Here is a 25748-nt window from a genome sequence, read left to right on the forward strand (position 1 = left end):
TCCACGAAGAGGTCGCACTAAACCATGAGCAAGACCGCCGCTGGCCAGACCCTCCGCGACGCCACAACCCTGGTAGCACAAGAGATTTCCGGCGAAGTCCTGGTCGAGAAATACGCCAAGGGCGAAGAACGCAGCGTCCTTGAAGTCCGCCAGCGGGTTGCGCGTGCCCTGGCTGCCATCGAAACGGACGACAAGCGCGCGCACTGGGAGGCCAGGTTTCTCGAGGCCCAGGAGAAGGGTTTCGTGCCTGCAGGCCGCATCAACAGCGCCGCTGGCACTACGCTGGCTGCCACCCTCATCAACTGCTTCGTGCAACCCGTTGGCGACTCGGTAACCGAGGCGGTGGATGGCCGCCCGGGAATCTATACCGCCCTCGCCCAGGCCGCCGAAACCATGCGGCGCGGCGGCGGCGTCGGCTATGACTTCTCCTCCATACGCCCGAAGGGCGCGCTGGTGCGCGGCACACTGTCCAATGCGTCCGGCCCGGTTTCCTACATGCGCGTCTTCGACCGCTCCTGCGAAACGGTGGAGTCCGCTGGCGCCCGCCGCGGCGCACAGATGGGCGTTCTGCGCTGCGATCATCCGGACATCGAGGAATTCATCCACGCCAAGGACCAGGGCGATCTCAGCAACTTCAACATTTCGGTGGGTGTCACCGACCCCTTCATGCGGGCGGTGGAAAGCGACGGCGAAGTCGAACTCGCCCACCGCGCGGAGCCTACCGAGGAGCTCAAAGCCGCCGGGGCCTACCAGCGCGAAGACGGGCTCTGGGTCTATCGCAAGGTCAAGGCGCGGGCACTGTGGGATCAGGTCATGCGCTCCACCTATGACCATGCGGAACCGGGCATCCTTTTCCTGGACCGCATGAACCAGGACAACAACCTCTACTACTGCGAGACGATAGAGGCGACCAACCCCTGCGCCGAGCAGCCGCTCCCGCCCTATGGCTGCTGCTGCCTGGGCTCGATCAATCTCACCTTGTTCATCCGGCATCCCTTCACCGAGCAGGCTGAATTCGATTACACCGCCTTCGGCAAGGTTGTCGACGTGTCCATCCGCATGCTGGACAACGTACTCGATGCCACCCACTGGCCATTGGAACAGCAGCGCCAGGAGGCGAATTCCAAACGCCGCGTAGGCTTGGGCTTCACTGGCCTGGGCGACGCGCTGATCATGCTGCAAAAGCGCTACGACACGCCTGCGGCCCAGGAAGAAGCGCGCAAGATCGCGGAGTACATGCGCAACCGCGCCTATCTGGCCTCGGTGGAACTCGCGCGCGAGCGTGGCGCCTTCCCGCTGTTCAATGCCGACCTCTATCTCTCCGGCGGCAACTTCGCCTCCCGCCTGCCGGCGGACGTGAAGGATAAGATCCGAAAGCACGGCATCCGCAATTCGCACCTGCTCTCCATTGCCCCTACCGGCACCATCTCCCTCGCCTTCGCCGACAACGCCTCGAACGGCATCGAACCGCCCTTTTCTTACACCTACACCCGTCGCAAGCGGATGGCGGACGGCACCTTCAAGGAATATGCGGTCGAGGACTACGCCTGGCGGCTGTACAAGCATGCTGGCGGAGACGTGAATACTCTGCCGCCATATTTCGTGACCGCGCTGGAGATCTCCGCCCAGGCGCACAAGGACATGGTCGCGGCCGTAGCGCCTTACGTGGACACCTCCATCTCCAAGACGGTGAACGTGCCCGAGGACTACCCCTATGCGGACTTCGAGGATCTCTACCTCACCGCCTGGAAGGCCGGTCTCAAGGGGCTCGCCACCTACCGACCCAACTCGGTACTGGGCTCGGTGTTGTCCGTCGCGCCTAGCGCCGAACAGAAACAGCCCCACGACGTAGAACTGTCCGACGCCAACAAGCGCCTGTCCATCAAGAGCCTGCCGGCCCCCGTTCTCGCCTCCCTGCGCTGGCCCGGCCGCCCTGAGCTACCGGACGGCAACCTGGCATGGACCTACATGCTGGGCACTCCTTCCGGCAACTTCGCCCTCTTCGTCGGCCAGTTCGGCACCAATGGCGGCACCTTCCCCTTTGAAGTCTGGGTCAACGGCGCCGACCAGCCGCGTGGGCTCGGCGCGGTAGCCAAGACCCTGTCCATGGACATGCGCGCCAACGACAGGGGCTGGCTCAAGCTTAAGCTGGATACCCTGGCCCGTACCGTGGGCGAGAAATCCTTCGAGATGCCCTTCCCGCCCCATGGCGAGAAGAAGCTCTTCCCAGGCGTTGTCTCCGCCTTCGCCCAGGTGGTCAACTATCGCTGCGAGAAGTTGGGCGCCTTCGACAAAGAGGGCAACAGCCCGGTGCTCGACACCCTCTTCAGTCAGGAGGAACCCAAGACCGGCACCGACGGCACCCTGTCGTGGACGGTGGACATCTACAATCCGGCCACCGGCGAAGATTTCGTCCTTGGGCTGAAGGAAATCACCCTGCCCGATGGCGTCACCCGTCCCTATTCCGTGTGGTTGTCAGGCAACTATCCCCGTGCCCTGGATGGTCTGACCCGCATCCTGTCCCTGGACATGCGAGTCATGGACCCTGCCTGGATAGGCATGAAGTTGCGCAAGCTGCTGAACTATCCGGAGCCCCTCGGGGATTTCATGGCCTTCGTCCCGGGCACCCGACGCCAGCAGAATTATCCCAGCACCGTGGCCTACATTGCCCAGTTGATGATCCACCGTTATGCAATGCTGGGCGTGCTGGATGAAAAGGGCTACCCAACGCGCGAAATGGGCATCCTGGAGACACCCCGTGACGAAAGCGAGCCAAAGCTGATGCAAGGGGCACTGTGCAACGAGTGCGGTAACCACACGGTCATCCGCAAGGACGGCTGCGACTTCTGCACCGCCTGCGGTGCGGTGGGAACCTGCGGATAAAAGCGGATGCTTTAGGAAAAAAAGGGCTCGCAATTGCGGGCCCTTTTTCTGGTGTCTGGACGGGGCGGAGAAAGCGACTTGGCTACCTGGCGCCATCGCATTCAAGCGAATGCCGGCACTTCTCCAGTATGCCCCCCGCGCAGCAGGGGTAAGGCGCGAAACAATGCGGCAATGGTCTTGCCATCAGTGATCGTACCCTGATGGACAGCCGCCTCGGCTTCATCTGCAGAGAGCGACAAGATCTCCAGGAACTCCCCTTCATCCAGCTCATGCCCCACTTGGCTGAGGCCCTGGGCAAAGAAGATCTCGATGCGTTCGTCCGAATAGCCGATGCAGGGATGCATCACGCCGAGGTACCGCCAGTTCTCCGCCTCGTAGCCCGTCTCCTCCCGCAACTCCCTGCGAGCGCAAGTCAGGATGTCTTCACCCGGATCGATCTTGCCTGCGGGCAACTCGAGGAAGGCCTTGCGCAGCGGATAGCGGAACTGGCGCTCGAACACGAGCTGACCATCCGGCAGCACCGCGACGACCACGACCGCCCCAGGATGGCGAACGTACTCGCGGTAACTCTCGCTGCCGTCCGGAAGGCGGACACGGTCCCGCCAGACCTTGAGCAGACCACCCTGGAAGACGGGCTCGCTATCGAGTTCGATCTCCTCCAGCGGATCGCGCGCCGATGCAGTCCCGCTCATATCCCCCCCCCCCCCGACTTCGCTATGTTCAGAGCGAAGCAAGGAGAGCGTAAGCACACACCGACATGAGTGCTTGTGGCGCCAAGCCCAGGGCGGCAATCGCCAAGCCGTTTGCCGACAACAGCACACGGAGTTCGGCAGGCGCGTGAATCGGCGCTGGATCCACCGGCGGGTCGAAGTACATGACCTTGACCACACGGAGGTAGTAGAACGCGCCGATCACCGACATGACCACGGCGATGATCGCAATCCACAGATAACCTGCTGCAACCACTGCCTGCAGCACCGACAGCTTGGCGAAGAAGCCAATGAAGAATGGAATGCCCGCCATCGAGAACATCACGAACATCATCATCGCCGCGAACCAGGGACTGCGCTTGTTCAAACCCTTGAAATCGTCAATCGAGTCTGCCTCGAAACCTGCCCTGGAGAGGAGGATGATCATGCCGAAGGATGCCAGGCTCATGATCACGTAGGACACGGCATAGAACATGGCGGAGCTGTAGGCATTCAAGGCGTAGTGACGATCACCCTCCACCACCCCCGAAAGCAGCCCCAGCAGCATGAAGCCCATATGGGAAATGCCGGAATAGGCGAGCATGCGCTTGAGGTTGGTCTGGGCAATGGCAGCAAGGTTACCCAGGATGATGGACAGTACCGCCACGAACATCAGCATGCTCTGCCATTGTTCGGCGACATCGAACAGGCCCCAGATGAGAAGACGAACCGCCATCGCAAAAGCAGCCAGCTTGGGCGCAGTGGCAATGATCAGCGTGACCGCCGACGGCGCGCCTTGATAGACGTCCGGCACCCACATGTGGAAGGGCACGACGCCCAGCTTGAAGGAAATACCGGCCATCAGGAACACAATGCCGAACAACAACACCGTCTTGTTCGCCGCCTGATGGTAGACGGCGTTGGCGATGCCGGAGAACTCGAGCGAACCGGTGGCTCCATAGATCATGGACATCCCATACAGCAGCAGACCTGAAGCCAGCGCGCCGAGCACGAAATACTTCATCCCCGCCTCGGTGGACCGCGCGGAATCCCGGTCGAAAGCCACCATGGCGTACAGACCGAGGGACATCATCTCCAGCCCAATGTACAGCGGCAGCATGTGGTTGGCGGTAACCATCACCATCATGCCCAGCGTCATCAACAGGGCAAGCACGTAGTACTCAGGCTTGTCGATATTGCGGTCGGCTAGATAACCACGGCCGTAGAGCAAGGCAATGGCCATGGAGAAGTAGATCAGCAGCTTCAGGAGATCACCCAACAGATCGCCAATGAAGAGATTGCTGAAGGTGTAGCTCACGTCGCCCTTCAGGGTGTAGATGGTGACGAAAGCGGCTGCGATCAGTGTGAACTGGGTTAGCGCGTAGGCCAGCCAGCGAACGCCGCGGGCAAAGGTGCTGGCGAGCATGACAACCAGCGCCATGATCGCGACGAAGATCTCCGCTGCCGCGGGGTAGAAGTCGGGGACGACAAAGTTCATCTTCTGAGCGGTCCGGTAAAGTGTCTCGCCTACGCTTACAGCTTGCTCACGGCAACGTGACGTAGAAGTTCATCGACGGAAGCGTGCATCACTTCGGTGAAGGGGAAGGGATACAGGCCCATTGCCAGCACGCAGACCGCGAGAATCGCCAAGAAGGCAAATTCGCGCGCACTGAGGTCTTCCAGTTCGGCCACATGGGAGTTAGCCACCGGGCCGAACACCACGCGCTTGTACATCCAAAGGGTGTAGGCCGCTCCCAAAATGAGCGTGATCGCCGCGCCGAAGCCGATCCAGAAGTTGAACTGTACGGCGCCGAGAATCACCATGAATTCACCAACGAAACCGCTGGTAGCAGGCAGGCCCGCGTTTGCCATCGAGAACAGCATGAAGAAGGCGGCAAACTTCGGCATGGTATGCACCACGCCACCGTAGTCGGCAATCTGACGCGAGTGCATGCGGTCGTAGAGCACGCCGATGCAAAGGAACATCGCGCCGGAGACAAAGCCGTGGGAAATCATCTGCACCAGCGCACCTTCGATCGCCAGCGGATTGAACATGAAGAAACCCAATGTCACGAAGCCCATGTGGGAGATGGACGAATACGCCACCAGCTTCTTCATGTCCGTCTGCACCAGGGCAACGAAGCCGATGTAGATCACCGCGATCAGCGACAGCGTGATGATCAGGCCGGAATACTCCTGGGCTGCATCAGGCACGATGGGCAACGAGAAGCGCAGGAAACCGTATGCGCCCAGCTTCAGCGCGATCGCCGCCAGCACAACGGACCCCCCGGTCGGCGCTTCAACGTGGGCGTCGGGCAACCAGGTGTGCACCGGCCACATCGGCACCTTCACCCCGAAAGCAACCAGGAAGGCAAAGAAGATGAGCGTCTGTTCGGCGATGTTCAAGGGCAACTGGTGCCAATCCAGGATGCTGAAACTGCCATCCGCCTGCATGAACAGGTAAAGCAGGGCGAGCAGCATCAACAGCGAGCCGCACAGGGTATAGAGGAAGAACTTGATGGCTGCATAGACGCGGTTCGGGCCGCCCCAGATGCCGATCACGAGGTAGAGCGGGATCAGCGAGGCCTCGAAGAAGACGTAGAAGAGAATCCCGTCCAGCGAGGAGAAGATGCCGTTCATCAGCCCGGACATCACCAGGAAGCAGGCCATGTACTGGGCGACCTTCTCCTCGATCACCTTCCAACCACCCAGCACCACCATGATGGTGATAAAGGCATTCAGCAGCACAAACAGCACCGAGATGCCATCCACGCCAAGGTGGTAATTGATGTTGAAGCGCGGAATCCAGGCCTGCAACTCAACGAACTGCATCGCGCTGGTGGAGGCATCGAACCCCACATAGAGCGGAATCGTGACGATGAAGCCTGCGATCGCAACCAGCAGCGCCAAGCCGCGCGCCAAGGGAGCATTGCGGTCGGAGCCGGTAGCGAGCACAAGCAGCCCGCCCAGAATCGGCACCCAGATCGCGAGACTGAGGAAGGGAATGTCCGTCATCGTTGCTTTCCGTTCTATACGTCGCTGGCGACGCGTTTGGTCTTGTTATGCATCCGTCCCCGGCGTGCTCATCCGCGGTTGAACCAGAAGGTGAGCAGGATGAACACGCCGATGATCATGGTGAAGGCGTACTGATAGATATGGCCGGTCTGGAACAGGCGCGACATCTGCGCAATCCAGCCCACCAGCTTGGCCGTGCCATTGATTGCAATGCCATCTATCAGGCCCTGGTCGCCCGCCTTCCAAAGTCCCTTACCGAGGAGGCGCGCACCGCCGGCGAAGAAGATCTCATTAAAGCGGTCAAAAAAGTACTTGTTCTCGAGCAGGGTATGGATCGGCTTGAAGGTGCGCTGGATGGCCGCCGGAATGCCTGGCTTGACCATGTAGAAGAACCAGGCAACGACGACACCGCCCATCGCCAGCCAGAACGGAGCGGTCTGAAGACCATGCAAGGCCATGGCGACCGGGCCGTGGAAATGCGCAGCAAGTTCCTCAAGCCCGACGTGGTTGTCACCGACGAAGATCACACCGTCGAACCAGGAGCCGAAAAGCATAGGTTCGATGGTGAAGAAGCCGATCAACACCGAAGGAATCGCAAGCAGCAGCAGCGGCACAGTAACGACCCAAGGCGACTCATGCGGTTTCTGCCCCGGCGCCAGACCGTGGTGATGGTCCCCGGCATGGGCATCTTCTTCCTCGTGCTCGTCATGATGATGTTCGCCGTCATGATGGTGTGCCTGACCGAAGCGCTCTTTCCCGTGAAACACCAGAAAGTACATCCGGAAAGAGTAGAAGGCGGTCACGAACACACCCAGCATTACGCAGAACAGCGCATAACCGGCACCCGGAATGTGTGAGGCATGCACCGCCTCAATGATGGAATCCTTGGAGTAAAAGCCGGAGAAGAAGGGGAACCCGATCAGCGCCAGGGAGCCCAGCAGTGAGGTAATCCAGGTGACCGGCATGTACTTCCACAGGCCGCCCATATTGCGCATGTCCTGGTCGTGGTGCATGCCCATGATCACCGAACCCGCGCCGAGGAACAGCAATGCCTTGAAGAAGGCGTGGGTCATCAGGTGGAACACGGCGGCCGAATAGGCGGAGACGCCCAGCGCGACCGTCATATAGCCCAGCTGCGACAAGGTCGAATAAGCCACCACGCGCTTGATGTCGTTCTGCACGATGCCGAGAAAGCCCATGAACAAGGCTGTCGTGGCGCCGATCACCAGGACGAAGGAAAGGGCGACATCCGAAAGCTCGAACAGCGGCGACATCCGCGCCACCATGAAGATACCCGCGGTGACCATGGTGGCCGCGTGAATCAGGGCGGAGATCGGGGTCGGGCCTTCCATCGAATCGGGCAGCCAGACGTGCAGCGGCACCTGCGCAGACTTGCCCATCGCGCCGATGAACAGACAGATGCAGATCGCAGTGATCAGCGGCCAACCGGTCACAGCCATCTCCTGCGTGGCTAGATCGCTGGCCTGGGCGAATACCTCTACGTAATTCAGCGAGCCGGCATAAGCGGCGACCAGACCGATACCCAGCAGGAAACCGAAGTCGCCGACGCGGTTGACCAGAAAGGCCTTGAGGTTGGCGTAAATGGCAGTGGGACGTTCATACCAGAAGCCGATAAGCAGGTAGGACACCAAGCCGACAGCCTCCCAGCCGAAGAACAGCTGCAGGAAGTTGTTCGACATCACCAGCATCAGCATGGAGAAGGTGAATAGCGAGATATAGCTGAAGAACCGTTGGTAGCCCGGATCCTCGTGCATGTAGCCGATGGTATAGATATGCACCATCAGGGATACGAAGGTCACAACCAGCATCATCATGACTGTGAGCTGATCGATCATGAAGCCGACCTCGAAGCTCAGCCCACCCGCTTCCATCCAGGTATATACGGTGCCGTTAAAGGTATTACCGGCCTGCACATCGCGGAAAATGTAGATTGAGGCGATGAACGCCACAGCCACCCCAAGGATGGTCGCCACATGAGCGCCAGTACGACCGATCAGTTTTCCGAAAAGGCCGGCCAGGATCGCACCGGCGAGCGGTGCCAATGGCACGACTAGATAGAGCTTCTGCATGTCCGTCATCGCGTGCGTCCCTTTAACCCTTCAGGCTGTCCAGATCATCCACATGTATCGTCCGCAGGTTGCGGAACAACACCACCAGGATCGCCAAGCCGATTGCAGACTCGGCTGCAGCCACCGTCAGGATGAAGAAAACGAAAACCTGGCCCGCGATGTCTCCCAAGTAGTGGGAAAAAGCGATGAAATTAAGATTGACCGCAAGCAACATCAGCTCGATGGCCATCAACAGCACGATGAGGTTCTTCCTGTTCAGAAAGATCCCCACAACGCTGATCGCGAACAGGATCGCGCCCAGGATGAGGTAATGGGAAAGGGATAGCATCTTCAACTCCCTGATCGCTTCGGCCGCAGCCGCCGCGGTTCTTATTCGTGACTTGTTTTAGTCCTTCTCGGCCGGCATCTTCACCAGCTCGACTCGGCCTTCCCGCTTGACTGCGACCTGCTCGGAAGGATTGATGTACTTCGTACCCTTTCGCTTGCGCAAGGTAAGCGCCACCGCCGCCACCATCGCAACCAGCAGCACCAGAGACGCCAGTTCGAAGGGATAGACGTAATCCGTATAGAGAACGCGCCCAAGCTCGCGGGTATTGCTGTAACCCGCCTGCGGATCCGGCGGCGCCGGCATCGCGTCCAGGCCGAAATAGCGGCCGCCCAGCACCATCGCCATCTCTACCGCCATCAACACACCGATCAGCGAACCGACCGGGAGGTAGCTCCAGAAGCCCTGGCGCAAGCGATCCAGGTTGATGTCCAGCATCATCACGACGAATAGGAACAACACCATCACGGCGCCGACGTAAACCATCACCAGCGTGATAGCCAAAAATTCCGCTTGCAGCAGCAACCAGATACCACTGGCATTAAAGAAGGCCAACACCAGATAAAGCGCGGCATGCACCGGATTGCGCGCGGTGATGACTCGCAACGCCGCGAACACAAGGATCACGGCGAGAAAGTAGAAGACGAAGGTCTTGAATTCCATTTTTCCGGTCGCAGCGCAGACGCGCCCTCCTTAACGGTACTTTGCGTCCTGCTCGCGGTCTGCCGCGATCTGACCCTCATAGCGGTCGCCGACCGCCAGCAGCATCTGCTTGGTGTAATACAGATCGCCGCGCTTTTCGCCGTGATACTCGAACACCCGGGTTTCCACGATGGCATCGACGGGACAGGCCTCCTCGCAGAAACCGCAGAAGATGCACTTCGTAAGATCAATGTCATAACGGGTCGTCCTGCGGGAACCATCATCCCGCTGATCCGACTCGATGGTGATCGCCAACGCTGGGCAAACTGCCTCGCAGAGCTTGCAGGCAATGCAACGCTCTTCGCCGTTCGGATAACGGCGCAACGCGTGCAGGCCACGGAAACGCGGACTCTGCGGTGTCTTCTCCTCAGGAAACTGGACGGTAATCTTGCGAGCAAAGAAATGCCGCCCGGTAAGAGCCATGCCCTTAAGCAGTTCTTTCAGGAAAAGACTGCCGATGTAATCCCTAGCACCCATCACCCTTACCTCAAGACCAGATCGAGAGCGGCGACATCATCCACACCGCGACAACGACCACCCACACCAGCGTGACCGGAATGAATACCTTCCAGCCCAATCGCATGATGTGGTCGTAGCGAAAGCGCGGGAACGTAGCACGCACCCACAGGAAGATGAAAAGGATGGCCGCAGTCTTCAACGCCAGCCAATGGAAACCATCTGGCAGGAAACCGAACGGCGACAACCAGCCGCCCAGGAACAGGACCGAGGTCAGGATGGAAACCAAGATCATGTTCGCGTATTCGGCGAGGAAGAACAGCGCAAACGTCATGCCGGAGTATTCGACCATGTGCCCGGCCACGACTTCCGCCTCGCCTTCAACGACATCGAACGGCGCGCGATTGGTTTCCGCGATACCCGAAATAAGGTAAACGACGAACATGGGCAGTAACGGCAGCCAGTTCCAGGACAGAAAGCCGAGTCCCATATCGGCAAAGCGGCCACTGCTCTGGGAAACCACGATGTCCGAAAGATTCAGGCTGGCCGAAATCAGCAGCACGCAAATCAGCGCGAACCCCATCGAAACTTCGTAGGACACCATCTGCGCTGCGGCACGCATGGAACCCAGGAAGGGGTACTTGGAGTTGGAAGCCCAACCGGCAACCACCACCCCATAGACCTCCAGCGACGTCACGGCGAGCAGAAAGAGGAGACCTGCATTGACGTCGGCGAGCACCAAACCGTCATCGAAGGGGACAACTGCCCACGCTACCAGCGACGGAGCCAGCGCCAGGATAGGACCAACAATGAAAAGCCCTTTGCTCGAACCGGAAGGGATCACTATTTCCTTCAGGAGCAACTTCACCCCATCAGCGATCGGCTGGAGCAGGCCTTTCGGACCGACCCGGTTGGGGCCTATGCGCACCTGCATGTAGCCGATGACCTTGCGTTCGGCCAGCGTCAGATAGGCAACACAAATCATCAGCGGCGCGATGATCGCGATGATCTTCACCAAGGTCCAAACCAAGGGCCAGGCGGGCCCGAACAAATCTGCAACCGGTTGCAGCATCGCTTCCATCAAGCACGCTCCACGCTGAGTCGGCCGCTGAGCGCCCCGAGCGCGGCCGTAGTCCGATGCGCTGCTGCGATCCTTACGCAGCCAGCCGCTAGAGTCTCATCCGCGGCAGCGACCAGTTCTACGGTCCCGCTGCCCTGCCCCACCCGCACCCGCTCGCCGCTTGAGACGCCCAACTGGGCAAGCGTGGCAGGACTCAGGCGTGCGACCGGAACTGCCGCATCCTTGGTCTTCTGCAATGGAGCAGAGCGCCGCACCACAGGATCTGCGAAATAGATGGGCACGTCTGCGACCCGCTCCAGACCGGCTCCGCTGTCGGTCACCGAGGCAGCCTCAGCTACATGGAATGTCTCACCCCCGGCCAATTTGCGCGTGTAGTCGGCTCCAAGCGCTGCCTTGCTCACGGCCTCGGAATCCTCATACGCAAAATCATTCAGCCCCAGCAAGGTTCCAAGGACACGCAGCACCTTCCAGCCTGGACGACATTCGCCCAATGGTTTGGCCACCGCGTTGAAGCTCTGCGCACGTCCTTCGCAGTTCACGAACGTGCCGGAGGTCTCGGAAAAAGGCGCGATGGGCAGAAGCACATCGGCCGATTCGCGCAAGGCCGGGCTGTCGAAGGCAGATAGGCTCACCACGATCTCGGCGGATTGCAAAGCAGCCTGAGTGCGAGGAGCGTCAGCAAAGTCCAGATCAGGTTCAGCCGCCAACAACACATAGCCCTTGCGCGGAGAGTCAATCATCCCTTTGGCATTCAGGCCCGTGCCGCTCGGCACAGCGCCCGCAAGGTAGCCCCCGACACTATTGGCAGCCTCACCAATCACGCCCGCGCGGCCACCGGAAAGGCGCCCGATCTCGCACGCCAGCGCTTCCAGTTCAGCAGCTTGAGAGTGCTGAACAGCCAGGTTTCCCAACCATATGGCGACTCTCTCGCCACTGCCAACGAGTCTAGCCAGCGTTGAAGCCTCCTCTGAAACCGCCGCGGGCAGCGAAGATACAAAGGCTTCCGAGACCACTACGCTTTTCTGTTCCGACAAGGCGCGCACAAGCTGACCCAATGCCGAGACCATACCGGAAGGCGGCACCACCATACGGCTACGCACCGGGAGCAGCCACTCCTCCGCTGTCGGGCCAACCACACCGACCTGCAAACCTCGTTTTGCCGCCTGGCGGACCCTTTGCGCGAGCAGCGGCGCATCCTTACGCAGGAAGCTACCGATCACCAGCAATCTGTCCAACTCGCCGACGCCGGCGATAGGCATACCCAGCCAGGGGGCACCGGAACGCCGCCCATCGGCACGGAAATCCGTTTGGCGCAGACGAAAATCCACGTTGTCCGTACCCAGGCCTCGCATCAGCTTCTGGCCGAGGTACAACTCCTCCACCGTCGCATGGGGCGACAGCAACGCACCAAGCCCCTGCCCGCCGTGCTGTTGAGCTATGCCCCGCAGTCCATTCGCCGCAAATTCCAGCGCCGTCTGCCAATCGACCTCACGCCATTCACCGCCTTGCTTGATCTGCGGCCGCTGCAGACGCTCAGCACTATTGAGCGCCTCATAAGAGAACCTGTCCTTGTCCGACAGCCAGCACTCGTTGATGGCCTCGTTCTCCAAGGGCAGCACCCGCTTCACAACGTCATGCTTGGTCTGAACGATCAGGTTCGCCCCCAATGAGTCGTGCGGACTCACCGATTTACGGCGGGAAAGCTCCCATGTACGGGCGGCAAAACGGAAGGGCTTGGAAGTCAGCGCACCAACCGGACATAGGTCGATGATGTTCCCCGAAAGCTCGGAATCAACCGTCTTCTCGACGAAAGGCATGATCTCAGCATGCTCCCCCCGAAATGCCTGGCCCAACTCCATCTCGCCGGCTATCTCGGTAGTGAAACGCACGCACCGGGTGCAGTTGATGCACCGAGTCATATCCGTCGCCACTAAAGAACCGAGATTCTTGTTCAGGACAACCCGCTTCTCTTCCTGGTAACGCGACTGGCTGCCGCCATAGCCGACCGCCAGATCCTGCAACTGGCACTCGCCGCCCTGATCGCAGATCGGGCAATCCAAGGGGTGGTTGATCAGCAGGAACTCCATCACACCCTTCTGCGCCTTGACCGCAGATTCGGAATGGGTCCATACCTTCATGCCATTCGTCACCGGCGTCGCACAGGCAGGCAAGGGCTTGGGCGCCTTTTCCACCTGTACCAAGCACATGCGGCAATTAGCAGCGATGGATAGCTTCTTGTGGTAGCAGAAATGGGGAATATAGCTGCCGATCTTGGCAGCGGCATCCATGACCGTGCTGCCATCCGGCACCTGGATCTGCTGGCCGTCGATTTCGATCTCTAGCATGAGGGGCTCACGTAGATTTGGCTGCCTTCGTACTGCACTTCAGGCGAGACGAGACATTTCTTGTTTTCGATGTGGTACTGGAACTCTCCACCGAAATGCTTGATGAAACTCTGTACCGGCATGGACGCTGCATCACCCAAGGCGCAGATGGTCCGGCCCATGATGTTGCCGGTGACCGAATTCAGCAGGTCAAGATCATCCGCGCGGCCCAAGCCGTTCTCAATGCGGTGCACCACTCGATAAAGCCAACCGGTGCCCTCACGGCAGGGAGTACATTGCCCACAGGACTCTTCGAAATAGAAGTACGACAGACGCTCGAGTGCCTTGACCATGCAGGTCGTCTCATCCATCACGATTACCGCGCCAGAGCCCAGCATCGAGCCAGCCTTGGAAATCGAGTCGTAATCCATGGTGCAACTCATCATCACGTCGGCAGGAAGGACAGGCGATGACGAACCACCAGGAATCACCGCCTTCAACTTGCGCCCCCCACGCATTCCTCCGGCCATCTCCAGCAATTCGGAAAAAGGCGTCCCGAGCGGGATCTCATAATTGCCTGGACGATTGACATGGCCAGAAACGGAGAAAAGCTTCATCCCGCCGTTATTCGGCTTGCCCAGGTTAAGAAAGGCCTCGCCCCCCATATTGATGATGAAAGGGACGGATGCAAAGGTTTCCGTATTGTTGATGGTCGTCGGCTTACCGTACAAACCATAGCTCGCCGGGAATGGCGGCTTGAAACGTGGTTGCCCTTTCTTGCCTTCAATGGACTCGAGCAGCGCAGTCTCCTCACCGCAGATATACGCGCCGTAACCATGATGAGCAAACAGATCGAAGGAAAAGCCACTGCCAAGAATGTCCGCTCCAAGCAAGTTCGCGGCCCTAGCCTCTTCCAACGCCTCCTCAAAGCGCTGGTATATCTCGAAAATCTCACCGTGGATGTAGTTGTACCCACGAGCACAACCCATTGCGTACGCCGCAATGGTCATACCCTCAATCACCGAATGAGGGTTGTAGCGGAGGATGTCTCTGTCCTTGAAGGTTCCAGGTTCGCCTTCATCGGAATTGCACGCCAGATACTTGTCGCCCGGAAAAGAGCGCGGCATGAAACTCCATTTCAAACCAGTCGGAAAGCCCGCACCGCCTCGTCCCCGCAAAACCGCAGTCTTGAGCTCCGCAATGATGGCCTCCGGGGGAATTTTCTCGGAGATAATCTTTTTCAGCGCAGAATAACCACCTCGAGCGAGATAGTCCTGCAGCCGCCAGGCCCGGTCGCCGTCTACGCCGGCGAGGATCATTCCTTGCGCACTCATTTGCTTTCCAGATCGGCCAGCAACTGGTCGATCTTCTCCTTGGTCATCCAGCTGCACATATGATGGTTGTTGACCAACAGCACGGGAGCATCGCCACAAGCCCCCATGCACTCACCTTCCTTCAAGGTGAATTTCCCATCCGCCGTCGTTTCGTTGAAATCGATCCCCAGCTTCTGCTTCACATAGTCAGCGGCGTGAACACCACCCGAGAGGGCACAGGGGAGATTGGTACAGACAGTAATCTTGTGCTTACCGACGGGCTCAAGATCGTACATGTTGTAAAAGCTGGCGACCTCATAAGCCGCAATGGCCGGCATCTCCAGATAATCGGCGATGAAAGCGATGAGCTCCTGGGGAAGCCATCCCTTCTCGACCTGGGCGATACGCAGCGCCGCCATGACTGCGGACTGCTTTTGATCCGCCGGATACTTGGCAACCTCTCGGTCAATCTGTTGCAGCGATTCTTGGCTCAGCATGTCGTGCTCATCTTCTCGTTTGCCTGCCGATTCCCTGTGTCGCGGGTTCTTCTCGACTTATCTATCGATCTCGCCGAACACCACATCCATAGTGCCGATAATCGCGACCACGTCAGCAATCATATGGCCACGGGAGATCTCGTCCATTGCAGCCAGGTGTGCAAAACCCGGGGCGCGCAACTTCAATCGATAAGGCTTGTTAGCTCCATCGGAAACCGCATAGACACCGAACTCACCCTTTGGATGCTCGACCGCCGCATAGACCTCACCCTTAGGGACATGAATTCCTTCGGTAAAGAGCTTGAAGTGGTGGATCAGCTCCTCCATATTTGCCTTCATCTGCTCACGAGGGGGAGGGGCGACCTTGTGATTGCCTGTAATAACCGGACCGGGATTCTGCCGCAGCCATTCAATACATTGACGAATGATGCGATTCGACTGGCGCATTTCTTCCATGCGGCAGAGATAGCGGTCGTAGCAATCTCCGTTCTTTCCAACCGGGATATCGAAATCCAGTCGGTCGTAAACCTCATAGGGCTGTTTCTTGCGCAGATCCCATGCAATACCCGAACCTCTGAGCATAGGACCAGAGAACCCCCAACCTAGCGCCTGTTCCGGGGTCACCACGCCGATACCAACGGTACGCTGCTTCCAGATACGGTTATCCGTCAGCAGGGTTTCGTATTCATCGCAATAGCGCGGGAAACGCTGGGTGAAGTCATCCAGAAAATCGAGCAGGGAACCTTGACGATTGCCATTCAGTTCCTCAACCGCCTTCGCATTCTTGAACTTGTTGACCTGGTATTGAGGCATCCGGTCAGGCAGATCCCGATACACGCCTCCGGGGCGATAATAAGCCGCATGCATTCGCGCCCCGGAAACCGCCTCATACACATCCATGAGGTCTTCCCGCTCACGGAAAGTATAAAGCACCATGGTCATCGCACCGATATCCAGCGCGTGAGTGCCAATATTGAGGAGGTGATTCAAAATCCGCGTAACTTCGTCAAACATGACGCGGATATATTGCGCACGCAACGGCACTTCCAACCCTAGCAGGCGCTCAATGGCCATGCAATATGCATGCTCATTGCACATCATGGACACGTAATCCAAACGGTCCATATAAGGAACAGATTGTACCCAAGTCCTAGTTTCAGCGAGCTTCTCGGTTCCGCGATGCAGCAGGCCGATGTGAGGATCTGCGCGCTCTACAACCTCACCATCCAATTCAAGAACAAGGCGCAAGACGCCATGAGCAGAGGGATGCTGCGGGCCAAAGTTGATGGTGTAATTGCGAATCTCAGCCATGACCGACATCCCCGTAATTCTCTTCACGCACGATACGCGGCGTATTTTCCCGGGGCTCAATTGTCACCGGCTGATAGACGACACGCCCCAACTCGGGGTCATAACGCATTTCAACATAACCCGAGACAGGAAAATCCTTGCGGAAGGGGTGGCCGACAAAACCGTAATCCGTCAGGATTCGACGCAGATCGGGATGTCCGGAATACATGATCCCGTAGAGATCAAAAGACTCTCGCTCATACCAATTGGCACTGGGCCACAGGTCCGCCAAGGAATCCAGAACGGGAAAGTCGTCGCTATCTGCAAAAACCCGCACTCTCAAGCGCCAGTTGTTCTTGATCGATAGTAAATGAGCTACGGAAGCGAAACGCTTCCCCTCCCAAGAACCATTGCCGTAGGCTGAATAATCTAGCCCGGAGAGATCAATCAATTGCTCGAAGCTGAACCCGGGGTCATCCCGCAGCTTGGTAGCAAGTTGCAGATAATTCGACGCGGACACTTCTATCGTCAATTCACCGCATTCAAGCACCTGCGAAACCAGGTCTTCTCCGAAAACTTCACGGAGCTTTTCATTGAGCCGTTCAAGTTTGGCACTCATTTCCGAGCCTACCTGTCAGCGCGCAATAGTATTTGTGCGCTTGATTTTGTTTTGCAGCTGAATGATTCCGTAGAGAAGCGCCTCCGCTGTCGGAGGGCATCCCGGGACGTACACATCCACGGGAACGATACGGTCGCAACCACGCACGACCGAATAGGAATAGTGATAGTAGCCGCCGCCGTTGGCACAGGACCCCATAGAGATGACCCATCGGGGCTCGGCCATTTGATCGTAGACTTTACGTAAAGCGGGAGCCATCTTGTTGCACAGGGTACCAGCAACGACCATCAAGTCGGACTGCCTGGGGCTTGGTCTGAAAACGACACCGAAACGGTCGAGGTCATAGCGAGCACAACCCGCATGAATCATCTCCACCGCACAACAGGCCAACCCGAAGGTCATCGGCCACAATGAACCGGTACGAGTCCAGTTGATAACTGCATCAAGCGAAGTAGTGACAAATCCTTCGCGAAAGACGCCTTCTATGCTCATGCCTTACTCCCAATCGAGCGCACCGTTCTTCCACTCGACGATATAACCGATAACCAGAATGGCCAGAAAAACCATTACGGATCCGAAAACGAACCAAGCGAGTTCGCCGGCGGCGATGAACTCCTGAAAGACGGTCGCCCAAGGAAAGAGGAAGGCGATCTCCAAATCAAAGAGGATAAAGAGAATAGCAATGAGGTAGTAACGGACGTCGAACTTCATACGGGCATCTTCAAATGCCTCGAATCCGCACTCATAAGGCGATAGCTTTTCGCCATCGGGGCGATAAGGAGCGAGAACACGCCCCAGGATGACAGGAGCGACACCGAAGCCCAAACCAACGAGAATGAAGACCAAAACAGGAAAATAATTTTCCAGCATGCCTATCTACTCCTATTTGAGCTTGGCGATTTGGCTACGTCGCCCTTATTTTTTTCAGTGTCCCTGTAGAAACGCCCGCTTTCGCGGGCGTTTCAGTATTCTGGTGCCGACGATGAGACTCGAACTCATACGGCTTTCGCCACCACCCCCTCAAGATGGCGTGTCTACCAATTTCACCACGTCGGCTCGCTGCTCGTTACAGCCAGATAATTATACGACCATTTGCGCGGTGCGCAAAGCCTCTTTCCACTTTTACTTCGGGATCGATTGGGCCTTGGAGTCATCAGCCGGCGGCGGCACTTCTTCCAACTTAGGCTGCTGCGAAGGAACTGGCGCCGATTGCACTGCCCCCTCCATCACGCTCGACGGGGCGCTTGGCTTGTTGCTTGCAAGATAGCTAAGACCAAGACTGGTGATGAAAAAAACGGTCGCCAGAACCGCCGTCGTCCTGCTCAAGAAGTTGGCGGAACCCGAAGAGCCGAACAGACTACCCGAGGAACCACTCCCAAAAGCCGCTCCCATATCGGCACCTTTGCCGTGCTGCACAAGCACCAATCCAATGACACCAATGCCGACCAACACATGGATGGTTAGCACCAGGGAAAAAAGTACATTGCTCATCATAAACCCTGAAAAACGAGCTGCCGCTCAATCACCGGCAGCCGCATGGCATATCGCCAAAAAATCGCGGGCAACCAAGGAGGCTCCCCCAATCAGCCCACCATCTACATTAGGCACCGCAAAAAGCTCGGCAGCGTTGCCGGGCTTGACACTTCCTCCGTACAGAATCTTCGTTGTCACCTCACTACCGAAGACACGCTGAGTCCATGTCCTTATCGAAGCATGAACCTCCCCTACCTGTTCCGCTGTCGCGGTCAAACCGCTACCAATGGCCCATATGGGCTCGTAAGCCAACACAATCTGATCGACATCCAGCCCATCAATCTCAGCCGCCACAGCATCCAGTTGACGCGTGACAACCTCCAGCGTTATTCCGTCATTGCGCTCCGCCGATGTCTCCCCGACACACACGATGGGAAGCAGACCTGCACGCAGCGCGGCCCGCGTTTTGCGCCCCACTGTGCCGTCATCCTCATGGAACAGACTGCGGCGCTCAGAGTGGCCAACGATGACGTAGCTGCATCCGAGGTCAGATAGCATCCGCGCGCTCACTTCCCCAGTATAAGCTCCGTCGTCGAACTCACTGACGTTCTGGGCACCCAAAGCTATCCCGCTCCTGGGTGGCAGTATTTGCAAGACCTGCATCAGGTAAGGGAAAGGCGCACAGACAGCCACCTCACACCCGAGGCCCGCGCTTTTCGTGACCTCACCGAGCAACTCGGCGTTACCCGCCAAGCTGCCATTCATCTTCCAGTTGCCGACAACGAGTTTCGTGCTCACATCCATAGCCCGTCTGGCAAATCATGAAATTATAGGATGGTGAGATTGAAGGCGCAAACGCCCCACCTCACGCACAAGTGCGCCAGACGGGGCGTCAACAGAGAGGGCCGGCGACAGCCGGCATGACTTCATCTCACCCAAAGCGTCCGGTGATGTAATCCTCGGTTTCCTTACGCTTCGGCTTGAGGAACAGCTCATCCGTAACACCGAACTCCACCATTTCACCAAGATACATGTAAGCGGTGTAGTCAGAGATGCGGGCGGCCTGCTGCATGTTGTGGGTCACAATGACAATGGTGAACTCTTTCTTGAGTTCATCCACCAACTCCTCGATCCGGGAGGTGGAGATCGGGTCCAACGCGGACGTCGGCTCGTCAAGAAGGAGTACCTCCGGCTTGACCGCGATGCCCCGCGCAATGCATAGCCGCTGCTGCTGGCCGCCCGATAGACTCATACCACTCTGCTTGAGCTTGTCTTTGACCTCTTCCCACAGCGCAGCTTTGCGTAGCGCCCATTCGACCCGCTCGTCCATCTCTGCCACCGAGAGCTTTTCGTGCAAACGCACGCCGAATGCGATGTTGTCGTAGATGGACATTGGGAATGGGGTAGGCTTCTGGAAGACCATGCCGATCTTGGCTCGCAGTATGCTGACGTCGATGTCGCTCGCCAGCAGATTGCGCCCGTCGAACAACAACTCTCCCTCGGCCCGCTGATCCGGATAGAGGTCGTACATGCGGTTGATCGTGCGCAGCAAGGTGGACTTGCCGCAGCCGGAAGGGCCGATGAAGGCAGTCACGGTATGACGCGCCATTCGAAAATTGATGTTCTTCAGCGCATGGAACTTGCCGTAGTAGAAGTTGAAGTTCCGGAACTCGAGTTGCGCGTTGGCGATGTCCATTTCGGTCGTCAGTCCTGTACCCATGGGTCGTCAGTTGAGCTTTTCCGCCCGCAGGAAGACACGGGCAATGATGTTGAGGGCAAGTACGCCCAGAGTGATGAGGAAGACCCCGGCCCAAGCCAGTTGCTGCCACTCCACGAAGGGACTCATTGCGAACTTGAAGATGGTGACCGGTAGGTTCGCCATCGGCTCATTCAGGTTCAAGGTCCAGAACTGATTGGACAGCGCAGTGAAAAGCAGGGGCGCCGTTTCGCCTGCGATCCGCGCAATGGCGAGGAGCACACCCGTCACGACCCCTGCTCTCGCAGCTCGCAGGGTGACTTTGGAAATCACCACCCGTTTCGGGGCTCCCAGTGCAAAAGCGGCCTCTCTCAAGGTGTTAGGCACCAACTGCAGCATGTTCTCCGTCGTTCTCACCACTACCGGCAAAACAATGAGCGCCAGCGCGACCACCCCGGACCACGCCGAGAACTTGCCCGTGTTCGCCACAATCAAGGCATACACGAAGAGACCGATGACGATGGAGGGAGCCGACAACAGCAGATCGTTGATGAAGCGCGTCGTCTGCCCCAGCACGTTGAAACGTCCATACTCCGCCAGATAGACCCCAGCAAGGATGCCGATGGGCGTTCCGAGCAGGGTAGCCAGCGTCACCATCAGGACGCTACCGGCGATGGCATTGAGCAGACCGCCATCGCTTGCCCCCGGCGGGGGAGTCATCTGGGTGAATAGGTTCAGGGAAAGGCCGGAAACCCCCAAGTCAAATACCGTCCAGAGTATCCATGTCAGCCAGAACAGCCCGAATAGCATCGCGCCCATAGACAGCGTCAACGCGATCCGGTTGATCAGTTTTCTACGCATCAACAGGTTCATGGTGCTCAGCTCCGCCCGCCTTCGCCCTTGGAGAGGCGCTGCAGCAACAATTTGGACACCACGAGCACGCAAAGCGTTATCACGAACAGGATCAAGCCCAGTTCCATCAACGCCGCGGTGTGCAAGCCCGGGTCGGCCTCCGCAAACTCATTTGCCAGTGCCGACGTTATGCTATTCCCGGGAGCAAACAGGGATGCCGTACTCAGAAAGTTTGTGTTGCCGATAACGAAAGTCACCGCCATGGTCTCACCCAGGGCGCGCCCCAACCCGAGCATTACCCCGCCGACCACGCCGGTCTTCGTGTAAGGCAGGACAACCCGCCAAACCACCTCCCAGGTGGTGCAGCCGAGTCCGTAGGCCGACTCCTTCAGCATCGCCGGCGTCACCTCGAACACGTCACGCATAACGGAGGCGATGTAAGGAATGATCATGATCGCGAGAATCACGCCTGCACAGAGCAGACCAATGCCCAGCGGAGGGCCCGCGAACAGGCGACCGATCAGAGGGAGATGGCCCAGCGTGTTCTGCAATGCCGGCTGCACGTACTGGGCAAAAATGGGAGCAAAAACCAGCAGACCCCACATGCCATAGACGATGCTGGGAATGGCGGCGAGCAACTCGATCGCCGTACCGAGCGGGCGCCGCAGCCAGCGCGGAGACAGTTCGGTCAGAAAAAGCGCGATACCGAAGGACACTGGCACCGCGATGACTAAGGCGATCAAAGCAGTAACCAGCGTGCCATACACCGGCACTAGGGCACCGAATTTCTCCATCGGCGGATTCCACTCCGGCGAAAAAAGAAAACCAATGCCATAGGCTTGGATACTGGGCCAGGACGCAACCGTCAGCGCAACGATGATTCCGGCCAGCAAAACAAGGGTAAGTACAGCGAACGAACGCGCGACCCCGGAAAACAGACGGTCGCCCAACTTTGTCATTCCGTTACTTCCTCCCTTGTCATGGGAACCTTGGCCGGTCGGGGAGGGAGAGGTGGCAGACAGCCCTCCCCCGCTGATCTTTATCTCGCCGAAGGCCTCTGGGGCCTCCGGCCGTTCATTACGTTGCATCGCGCCTGACCTTAACGGCCTGTTAGTTCTTCAATACAGCAGCGCCGCTGGCATCCTTCATCTCGCCCCAGGACGCCTTGATAAGCTTGACGGTATCGGCAGGCAGCGGCACATAGTCCAGATCAGCGGCCATCTGCGAACCGTTCGCATACGCCCAATCAAAGAACTTCAGCACTTCAACGGCCTGCCCCGGCTTCTCCTGAGTTTTGTGCATCAGGATGAAAGTCGCACCAGTGATGGGCCAGGAAGCCTTGCCGGACTGTTCGGTGAGGATTTCATAGAACGCCGACTTGCTCCAGTCGGCACCTGCTGCAGCGGCCTTGAACGCATCATCGGTGGGCGCGACAAACTGACCTTCCTTGTTCTGCAGCACAGCGTAGGTCAGCTTGTTTTGCTTGGCGTAAGCGTATTCAACATAGCCGATCGACCCAGGCAGGCGCTGCACGAAAGCTGATACCCCTTCGTTCCCCTTCCCACCCAGCCCGACCGGCCACTGGACCGCAGACCCCTCACCAATCTTCTCCTTCCATTCGGAGGAGACCTTGGATAGGTAGTTCGTGAAGATAAACGTGGTACCAGAACCATCCGCCCGACGAACGACGCCGATCGGCTGGTCAGGCAGAGCCAGACCCGGGTTCAACGCAGCAATGGCCTTGTCGTTCCACTGCACGATCTTCCCGAGGTAGATGTCGGCCAACAGCTGACCGGTCAGCTTGAGCTCGCCCGGCTTGATGCCTTGGACATTCAGGACCGGCACAACCCCGCCGATAACGGTCGGAAACTGCTGCAAGCCACTCTTGCTCAGTTCTTCCGGCTTGAGCGGCATATCGGACGCACCAAAATCCACTGTCTTGGCGTTGATCTGACGGATACCACCACCGGAGCCGATCGACTGGTAGTTTACCTTGTTGCCAGTCGCCTTCTGGTAAGCGTCGGCCCACTTGGCGTACACCGGGGCCGGGAAGGAAGCACCAGCACCGGTCAGCTCTGCAGCATGGGCGCCAGTGGCAAACAACACGGCGGAAGACGCAACCGCGGCGAATTTCTTCGACAAACGGATCATGACTACCTCTACTTGGTGACAGAGCCGCCAAAGTAACAACCGTTTGTTACGCCCATGTTTCATGTCTTCAAATTGTCAGACGACTGCCGCCTCGACCGCCTCGGCGATCTCCCGCGCCAACTGTTCCACCAGCATGCCGTCCCGCCCTTCTACCATGACTCGCAGCAGAGGCTCGGTGCCTGACGGACGGAGCAGAACCCGGCCCTGGTCCCCCAAAGCATCCTCCGCCGCCTCCTTGGCACTCCTGATTCCCATGTCAGCCTGCCAATCGAAACCTGACGGCAGGCGAATGTTGATCAGTTTCTGGGGATAGAACACCAGGTCGGAACACGCCCCGTTCAGGGTCAAGCCCCGTTGCCGCAGCGCAGCCAGCACCTGGAGCGCCGACACAATGCCATCGCCAGTGGTATGCCGGTCCAGGCAAATGATGTGGCCGGAGTTCTCTCCTCCTAGCTTCCAGCCGCGCTCATGAAGCGTCTCCAGCACATAACGGTCCCCGACCTTGGCTCGTGCGAAGCCGACCCCTAGCCGCTTCACCGCATGCTCGAAGCCCAGGTTGCTCATCAACGTCCCTACCACGCCATCCAGACGCCCCTCTTCCCGCCGCGCACTGGCGATCACATAAAGCAGTTTGTCGCCGTCGTAGATCTCGCCCCCACGATCGACCATGATCAAGCGGTCCCCGTCTCCGTCCAACGCAATGCCAATATCCGCCCCCTGGGCGAGCACTGCTTGCCGAAGGTTCTCGGGTCGAGTCGCACCCACGCCGTCATTGATGTTCAATCCGTTCGGCTCGACGCCGACCGGAAAGACTTCCGCGCCGAGTTCATGGAATACATTGGGCGCTATGTGGTAAGCCGCGCCATGCGCACAATCCAGGGCGATCTTCAAGCCACGCAGATCAAGTTCATTGGGAAAAGTACTCTTGCAGAATTCGATGTAACGCCCCGCCGCATCCCCTATCCGGCGGGCGCGTCCGAGGCGTACTGACTCCACGCACCCCATCGGCTCTTCCAGCCGGGCCTCTATTTCCTCCTCCACGGCGTCCGGCAGCTTTGCACCTTGTGCGGAAAAAAATTTGATCCCGTTATCGTAAAAGGGGTTGTGCGAGGCAGAGATCACTACCCCGGCCTGTAGGCGCAGGGCACGGGTCAAGTAGGCGACCGCCGGAGTGGGGATCGGGCCCGCCAGCATCACATCCACCCCGGCGGCAGCAAAACCCGCCTCCAGCGCTGCCTCAAGCATGTAGCCGGAAATCCGCGTGTCCTTGCCAATGAGAATGGCGGGATTCTCACCCATGGGCAGCTTTTCTCTGGCGATGAGCGTCACGCCGGCAGCGTACCCTAGCCTCATCACGAACTCGGGAGTAATCGGCGTGTCGCCAACTTTTCCTCGCACCCCATCGGTGCCGAAATACCGTCTGCCCATCGCTCACCTCGAAGGAAAGCGCGAATTATGACACCGCTTGCCACACCAGCATCGCATCTCTGGTCGCCGCAACATCATGCACACGCACAATGGCTGCACCTCGCTGAACCGCGATCAGAGCGGCAGCAATACTGGCAGCGATACGCTCCTCAACCGTCCTTCCGGTGACCGCGCCCAACATCGATTTGCGAGATAGCCCAGCCAAGACGGGAAGGCCATGAATCCGAAAACGCTCGAGTTCCTTCAGCATCGAAAAATTGTGCTCAACGCTTTTTCCGAAGCCGAAACCGGGATCCACCAAGATACGCTCAGACTCAATTCCTGCCGCCTTGAGAGCCTGGACGCGCTCGCTCAGAAAACTGCCGACCTCGGCAACAACGTCTGAATAGCACGGGCTCAGCTGCATAGAGCGGGGCTCCCCCGCCATATGCACCACGCACAAGGCCGCCTGGCTGTCCCGAACGGCCTCCACAGCCCCCTCGGCTCGGAAACCATTTACGTCATTCACCATGTCCGCCCCGGCTGTCAAAGCGGCCTTCATGACTACCGGTTTCAAGGTATCGACTGAAATCGGTACTCTCCAGGAAACCAATGCTTCCACCAGGCGGATAACGCGCTCCAACTCTTGAGCTTGCGGCACGGGATCCGCACCCGGGCGAGTAGACTCCGCGCCGAGGTCGATAATGTCTGCACCTTGCTCTAAGGCCTCCTCCGCCCTGCGCAATGCTCTGGCCAGGTCGCCATTACTACCATCGCCGGTAAAAGAGTCCGCCGTCAGGTTGACGATTGCCATGATTCGAGGCTGGCTCAAGTCAAGATCAAATCGGCCACAGCGCAATACACCCATTTCGTAACCCAAAAAAA

The 25748-nt window shown here is 58.4% G+C and carries 24 protein-coding genes and 1 tRNA gene; 1 reads left to right on the forward strand and 24 read right to left on the reverse strand.

Features of this window, described 5'->3' with window-relative positions:
- Positions 1-24 precede the first annotated feature (24 nt).
- A complete protein-coding gene (locus C7389_RS02035) occupies positions 25-2883 on the forward strand; it encodes an adenosylcobalamin-dependent ribonucleoside-diphosphate reductase (RefSeq protein WP_133587831.1) in 2859 nt (952 codons plus the stop codon).
- A gap of 101 nt (positions 2884-2984) precedes the next feature.
- Here C7389_RS02035 and C7389_RS02040 read toward each other — a convergent pair whose 3' ends face one another.
- The 24 genes from C7389_RS02040 to folP all read right to left on the reverse strand — a co-directional run bounded on the left by C7389_RS02040 (position 2985) and on the right by folP (position 25731).
- A complete protein-coding gene (locus C7389_RS02040; RefSeq protein WP_133587833.1) occupies positions 2985-3575 on the reverse strand; it encodes an NUDIX domain-containing protein in 591 nt (196 codons plus the stop codon).
- Between the two features lie 28 nt (positions 3576-3603).
- Positions 3604-5070 (reverse strand): NADH-quinone oxidoreductase subunit NuoN, encoded by a 1467-nt coding sequence (nuoN, locus tag C7389_RS02045; protein WP_133587835.1) that lies wholly within the window; start codon positions 5068-5070, stop codon positions 3604-3606.
- Positions 5071-5105: 35 nt separating this feature from the next.
- The gene (locus tag C7389_RS02050; RefSeq protein ID WP_133587837.1) at positions 5106-6587 is read right to left on the reverse strand and encodes an NADH-quinone oxidoreductase subunit M; all 1482 of its coding nucleotides are present in this window, start codon (positions 6585-6587) and stop codon (positions 5106-5108) included.
- Between the two features lie 68 nt (positions 6588-6655).
- Positions 6656-8686: an NADH-quinone oxidoreductase subunit L gene (gene nuoL, locus C7389_RS02055; RefSeq protein WP_133587838.1), complete on the reverse strand. Its 2031-nt coding sequence runs from the start codon at positions 8684-8686 to the stop codon at positions 6656-6658.
- 13 nt (positions 8687-8699) lie between these two features.
- On the reverse strand, positions 8700-9005 hold the full coding sequence (nuoK, locus tag C7389_RS02060; RefSeq protein WP_133587840.1) for an NADH-quinone oxidoreductase subunit NuoK: 306 nt from the start codon (positions 9003-9005) through the stop codon (positions 8700-8702).
- Positions 9006-9062: 57 nt separating this feature from the next.
- Positions 9063-9665: an NADH-quinone oxidoreductase subunit J gene (locus C7389_RS02065; protein WP_133587842.1), complete on the reverse strand. Its 603-nt coding sequence runs from the start codon at positions 9663-9665 to the stop codon at positions 9063-9065.
- Positions 9666-9695: 30 nt separating this feature from the next.
- A complete protein-coding gene (gene nuoI / locus C7389_RS02070) occupies positions 9696-10181 on the reverse strand; it encodes an NADH-quinone oxidoreductase subunit NuoI (RefSeq protein ID WP_133587844.1) in 486 nt (161 codons plus the stop codon).
- A 10-nt stretch (positions 10182-10191) separates the two neighbouring features.
- Complete coding sequence (gene nuoH, locus C7389_RS02075) at positions 10192-11241, reverse strand: NADH-quinone oxidoreductase subunit NuoH (RefSeq protein ID WP_133587846.1); 1050 nt, start codon at positions 11239-11241, stop codon at positions 10192-10194.
- Entirely contained in the window at positions 11241-13586 is a 2346-nt protein-coding gene (gene nuoG / locus C7389_RS02080) for an NADH-quinone oxidoreductase subunit NuoG (protein ID WP_133587848.1), read from the reverse strand. The genes nuoH and nuoG overlap by 1 nt, the downstream gene beginning before the upstream one ends.
- Positions 13580-14884, reverse strand: coding sequence for an NADH-quinone oxidoreductase subunit NuoF (nuoF, locus tag C7389_RS02085; RefSeq protein WP_133588196.1), 1305 nt, complete (start codon positions 14882-14884; stop codon positions 13580-13582). Before nuoF ends, nuoG begins: the two co-directional genes overlap by 7 nt.
- A gap of 11 nt (positions 14885-14895) precedes the next feature.
- Entirely contained in the window at positions 14896-15375 is a 480-nt protein-coding gene (nuoE, locus tag C7389_RS02090) for an NADH-quinone oxidoreductase subunit NuoE (RefSeq protein WP_133587850.1), read from the reverse strand.
- A 57-nt stretch (positions 15376-15432) separates the two neighbouring features.
- A complete protein-coding gene (locus tag C7389_RS02095) occupies positions 15433-16686 on the reverse strand; it encodes an NADH-quinone oxidoreductase subunit D (protein WP_133587852.1) in 1254 nt (417 codons plus the stop codon).
- A complete protein-coding gene (locus tag C7389_RS02100) occupies positions 16679-17284 on the reverse strand; it encodes an NADH-quinone oxidoreductase subunit C (RefSeq protein WP_133587854.1) in 606 nt (201 codons plus the stop codon). The genes C7389_RS02095 and C7389_RS02100 overlap by 8 nt, the downstream gene beginning before the upstream one ends.
- 15 nt (positions 17285-17299) lie before the next feature.
- Positions 17300-17776 carry a NuoB/complex I 20 kDa subunit family protein gene (locus tag C7389_RS02105; protein ID WP_133587856.1) on the reverse strand — a complete coding sequence of 159 codons (477 nt, stop codon included), beginning with the start codon at positions 17774-17776 and terminating at the stop codon, positions 17300-17302.
- Between the two features lie 3 nt (positions 17777-17779).
- Positions 17780-18154, reverse strand: a complete 375-nt coding sequence (gene ndhC / locus C7389_RS02110) for an NADH-quinone oxidoreductase subunit A (RefSeq protein ID WP_133587858.1) — start codon at positions 18152-18154, stop codon at positions 17780-17782.
- A gap of 101 nt (positions 18155-18255) precedes the next feature.
- Positions 18256-18340, reverse strand: a tRNA-Leu gene (locus C7389_RS02115).
- Between the two features lie 66 nt (positions 18341-18406).
- Positions 18407-18775: a preprotein translocase subunit SecG gene (secG, locus tag C7389_RS02120; RefSeq protein ID WP_133588198.1), complete on the reverse strand. Its 369-nt coding sequence runs from the start codon at positions 18773-18775 to the stop codon at positions 18407-18409.
- 27 nt (positions 18776-18802) lie between these two features.
- Complete coding sequence (gene tpiA / locus C7389_RS02125; protein ID WP_281275335.1) at positions 18803-19555, reverse strand: triose-phosphate isomerase; 753 nt, start codon at positions 19553-19555, stop codon at positions 18803-18805.
- Between the two features lie 133 nt (positions 19556-19688).
- Positions 19689-20453, reverse strand: coding sequence for a phosphate ABC transporter ATP-binding protein PstB (pstB, locus tag C7389_RS02130; protein ID WP_133587862.1), 765 nt, complete (start codon positions 20451-20453; stop codon positions 19689-19691).
- Between the two features lie 30 nt (positions 20454-20483).
- Positions 20484-21326 carry a phosphate ABC transporter permease PstA gene (gene pstA, locus C7389_RS02135; RefSeq protein ID WP_133587864.1) on the reverse strand — a complete coding sequence of 281 codons (843 nt, stop codon included), beginning with the start codon at positions 21324-21326 and terminating at the stop codon, positions 20484-20486.
- A gap of 5 nt (positions 21327-21331) precedes the next feature.
- Positions 21332-22264: a phosphate ABC transporter permease PstC gene (gene pstC, locus C7389_RS02140; protein ID WP_133587866.1), complete on the reverse strand. Its 933-nt coding sequence runs from the start codon at positions 22262-22264 to the stop codon at positions 21332-21334.
- A 151-nt stretch (positions 22265-22415) separates the two neighbouring features.
- A complete protein-coding gene (gene pstS / locus C7389_RS02145; protein WP_133587868.1) occupies positions 22416-23456 on the reverse strand; it encodes a phosphate ABC transporter substrate-binding protein PstS in 1041 nt (346 codons plus the stop codon).
- 75 nt (positions 23457-23531) lie between these two features.
- Complete coding sequence (gene glmM / locus C7389_RS02150; protein WP_133587870.1) at positions 23532-24884, reverse strand: phosphoglucosamine mutase; 1353 nt, start codon at positions 24882-24884, stop codon at positions 23532-23534.
- Positions 24885-24909: 25 nt separating this feature from the next.
- Positions 24910-25731, reverse strand: coding sequence for a dihydropteroate synthase (gene folP / locus C7389_RS02155; protein ID WP_133587872.1), 822 nt, complete (start codon positions 25729-25731; stop codon positions 24910-24912).
- Between the last annotated feature and the right edge of the window lie 17 nt (positions 25732-25748).

Source organism: Azoarcus indigens (genome assembly GCF_004361735.1).
In the GTDB taxonomy this organism is placed as follows: domain Bacteria; phylum Pseudomonadota; class Gammaproteobacteria; order Burkholderiales; family Rhodocyclaceae; genus Azoarcus; species Azoarcus indigens.

What these genes read in the sequence shown, in the direction of transcription:
- C7389_RS02035 (WP_133587831.1), top strand. Translation starts at nt 25, where the DNA reads ATGAGCAAGACCGCCGCTGGCCAGACCCTCCGCGACGCCACAACCCTG.
- C7389_RS02040 (WP_133587833.1), bottom strand. Translation starts at nt 3,575, where the DNA reads ATGAGCGGGACTGCATCGGCGCGCGATCCGCTGGAGGAGATCGAACTC.
- nuoN (WP_133587835.1), bottom strand. Translation starts at nt 5,070, where the DNA reads ATGAACTTTGTCGTCCCCGACTTCTACCCCGCGGCAGCGGAGATCTTC.
- C7389_RS02050 (WP_133587837.1), bottom strand. Translation starts at nt 6,587, where the DNA reads ATGACGGACATTCCCTTCCTCAGTCTCGCGATCTGGGTGCCGATTCTG.
- nuoL (WP_133587838.1), bottom strand. Translation starts at nt 8,686, where the DNA reads ATGACGGACATGCAGAAGCTCTATCTAGTCGTGCCATTGGCACCGCTC.
- nuoK (WP_133587840.1), bottom strand. Translation starts at nt 9,005, where the DNA reads ATGCTATCCCTTTCCCATTACCTCATCCTGGGCGCGATCCTGTTCGCG.
- C7389_RS02065 (WP_133587842.1), bottom strand. Translation starts at nt 9,665, where the DNA reads ATGGAATTCAAGACCTTCGTCTTCTACTTTCTCGCCGTGATCCTTGTG.
- nuoI (WP_133587844.1), bottom strand. Translation starts at nt 10,181, where the DNA reads ATGGGTGCTAGGGATTACATCGGCAGTCTTTTCCTGAAAGAACTGCTT.
- nuoH (WP_133587846.1), bottom strand. Translation starts at nt 11,241, where the DNA reads ATGGAAGCGATGCTGCAACCGGTTGCAGATTTGTTCGGGCCCGCCTGG.
- nuoG (WP_133587848.1), bottom strand. Translation starts at nt 13,586, where the DNA reads ATGCTAGAGATCGAAATCGACGGCCAGCAGATCCAGGTGCCGGATGGC.
- nuoF (WP_133588196.1), bottom strand. Translation starts at nt 14,884, where the DNA reads ATGATCCTCGCCGGCGTAGACGGCGACCGGGCCTGGCGGCTGCAGGAC.
- nuoE (WP_133587850.1), bottom strand. Translation starts at nt 15,375, where the DNA reads ATGCTGAGCCAAGAATCGCTGCAACAGATTGACCGAGAGGTTGCCAAG.
- C7389_RS02095 (WP_133587852.1), bottom strand. Translation starts at nt 16,686, where the DNA reads ATGGCTGAGATTCGCAATTACACCATCAACTTTGGCCCGCAGCATCCC.
- C7389_RS02100 (WP_133587854.1), bottom strand. Translation starts at nt 17,284, where the DNA reads ATGAGTGCCAAACTTGAACGGCTCAATGAAAAGCTCCGTGAAGTTTTC.
- C7389_RS02105 (WP_133587856.1), bottom strand. Translation starts at nt 17,776, where the DNA reads ATGAGCATAGAAGGCGTCTTTCGCGAAGGATTTGTCACTACTTCGCTT.
- ndhC (WP_133587858.1), bottom strand. Translation starts at nt 18,154, where the DNA reads ATGCTGGAAAATTATTTTCCTGTTTTGGTCTTCATTCTCGTTGGTTTG.
- secG (WP_133588198.1), bottom strand. Translation starts at nt 18,775, where the DNA reads ATGAGCAATGTACTTTTTTCCCTGGTGCTAACCATCCATGTGTTGGTC.
- pstB (WP_133587862.1), bottom strand. Translation starts at nt 20,453, where the DNA reads ATGGACATCGCCAACGCGCAACTCGAGTTCCGGAACTTCAACTTCTAC.
- pstA (WP_133587864.1), bottom strand. Translation starts at nt 21,326, where the DNA reads ATGAACCTGTTGATGCGTAGAAAACTGATCAACCGGATCGCGTTGACG.
- pstC (WP_133587866.1), bottom strand. Translation starts at nt 22,264, where the DNA reads ATGACAAAGTTGGGCGACCGTCTGTTTTCCGGGGTCGCGCGTTCGTTC.
- pstS (WP_133587868.1), bottom strand. Translation starts at nt 23,456, where the DNA reads ATGATCCGTTTGTCGAAGAAATTCGCCGCGGTTGCGTCTTCCGCCGTG.
- glmM (WP_133587870.1), bottom strand. Translation starts at nt 24,884, where the DNA reads ATGGGCAGACGGTATTTCGGCACCGATGGGGTGCGAGGAAAAGTTGGC.
- folP (WP_133587872.1), bottom strand. Translation starts at nt 25,731, where the DNA reads ATGGGTGTATTGCGCTGTGGCCGATTTGATCTTGACTTGAGCCAGCCT.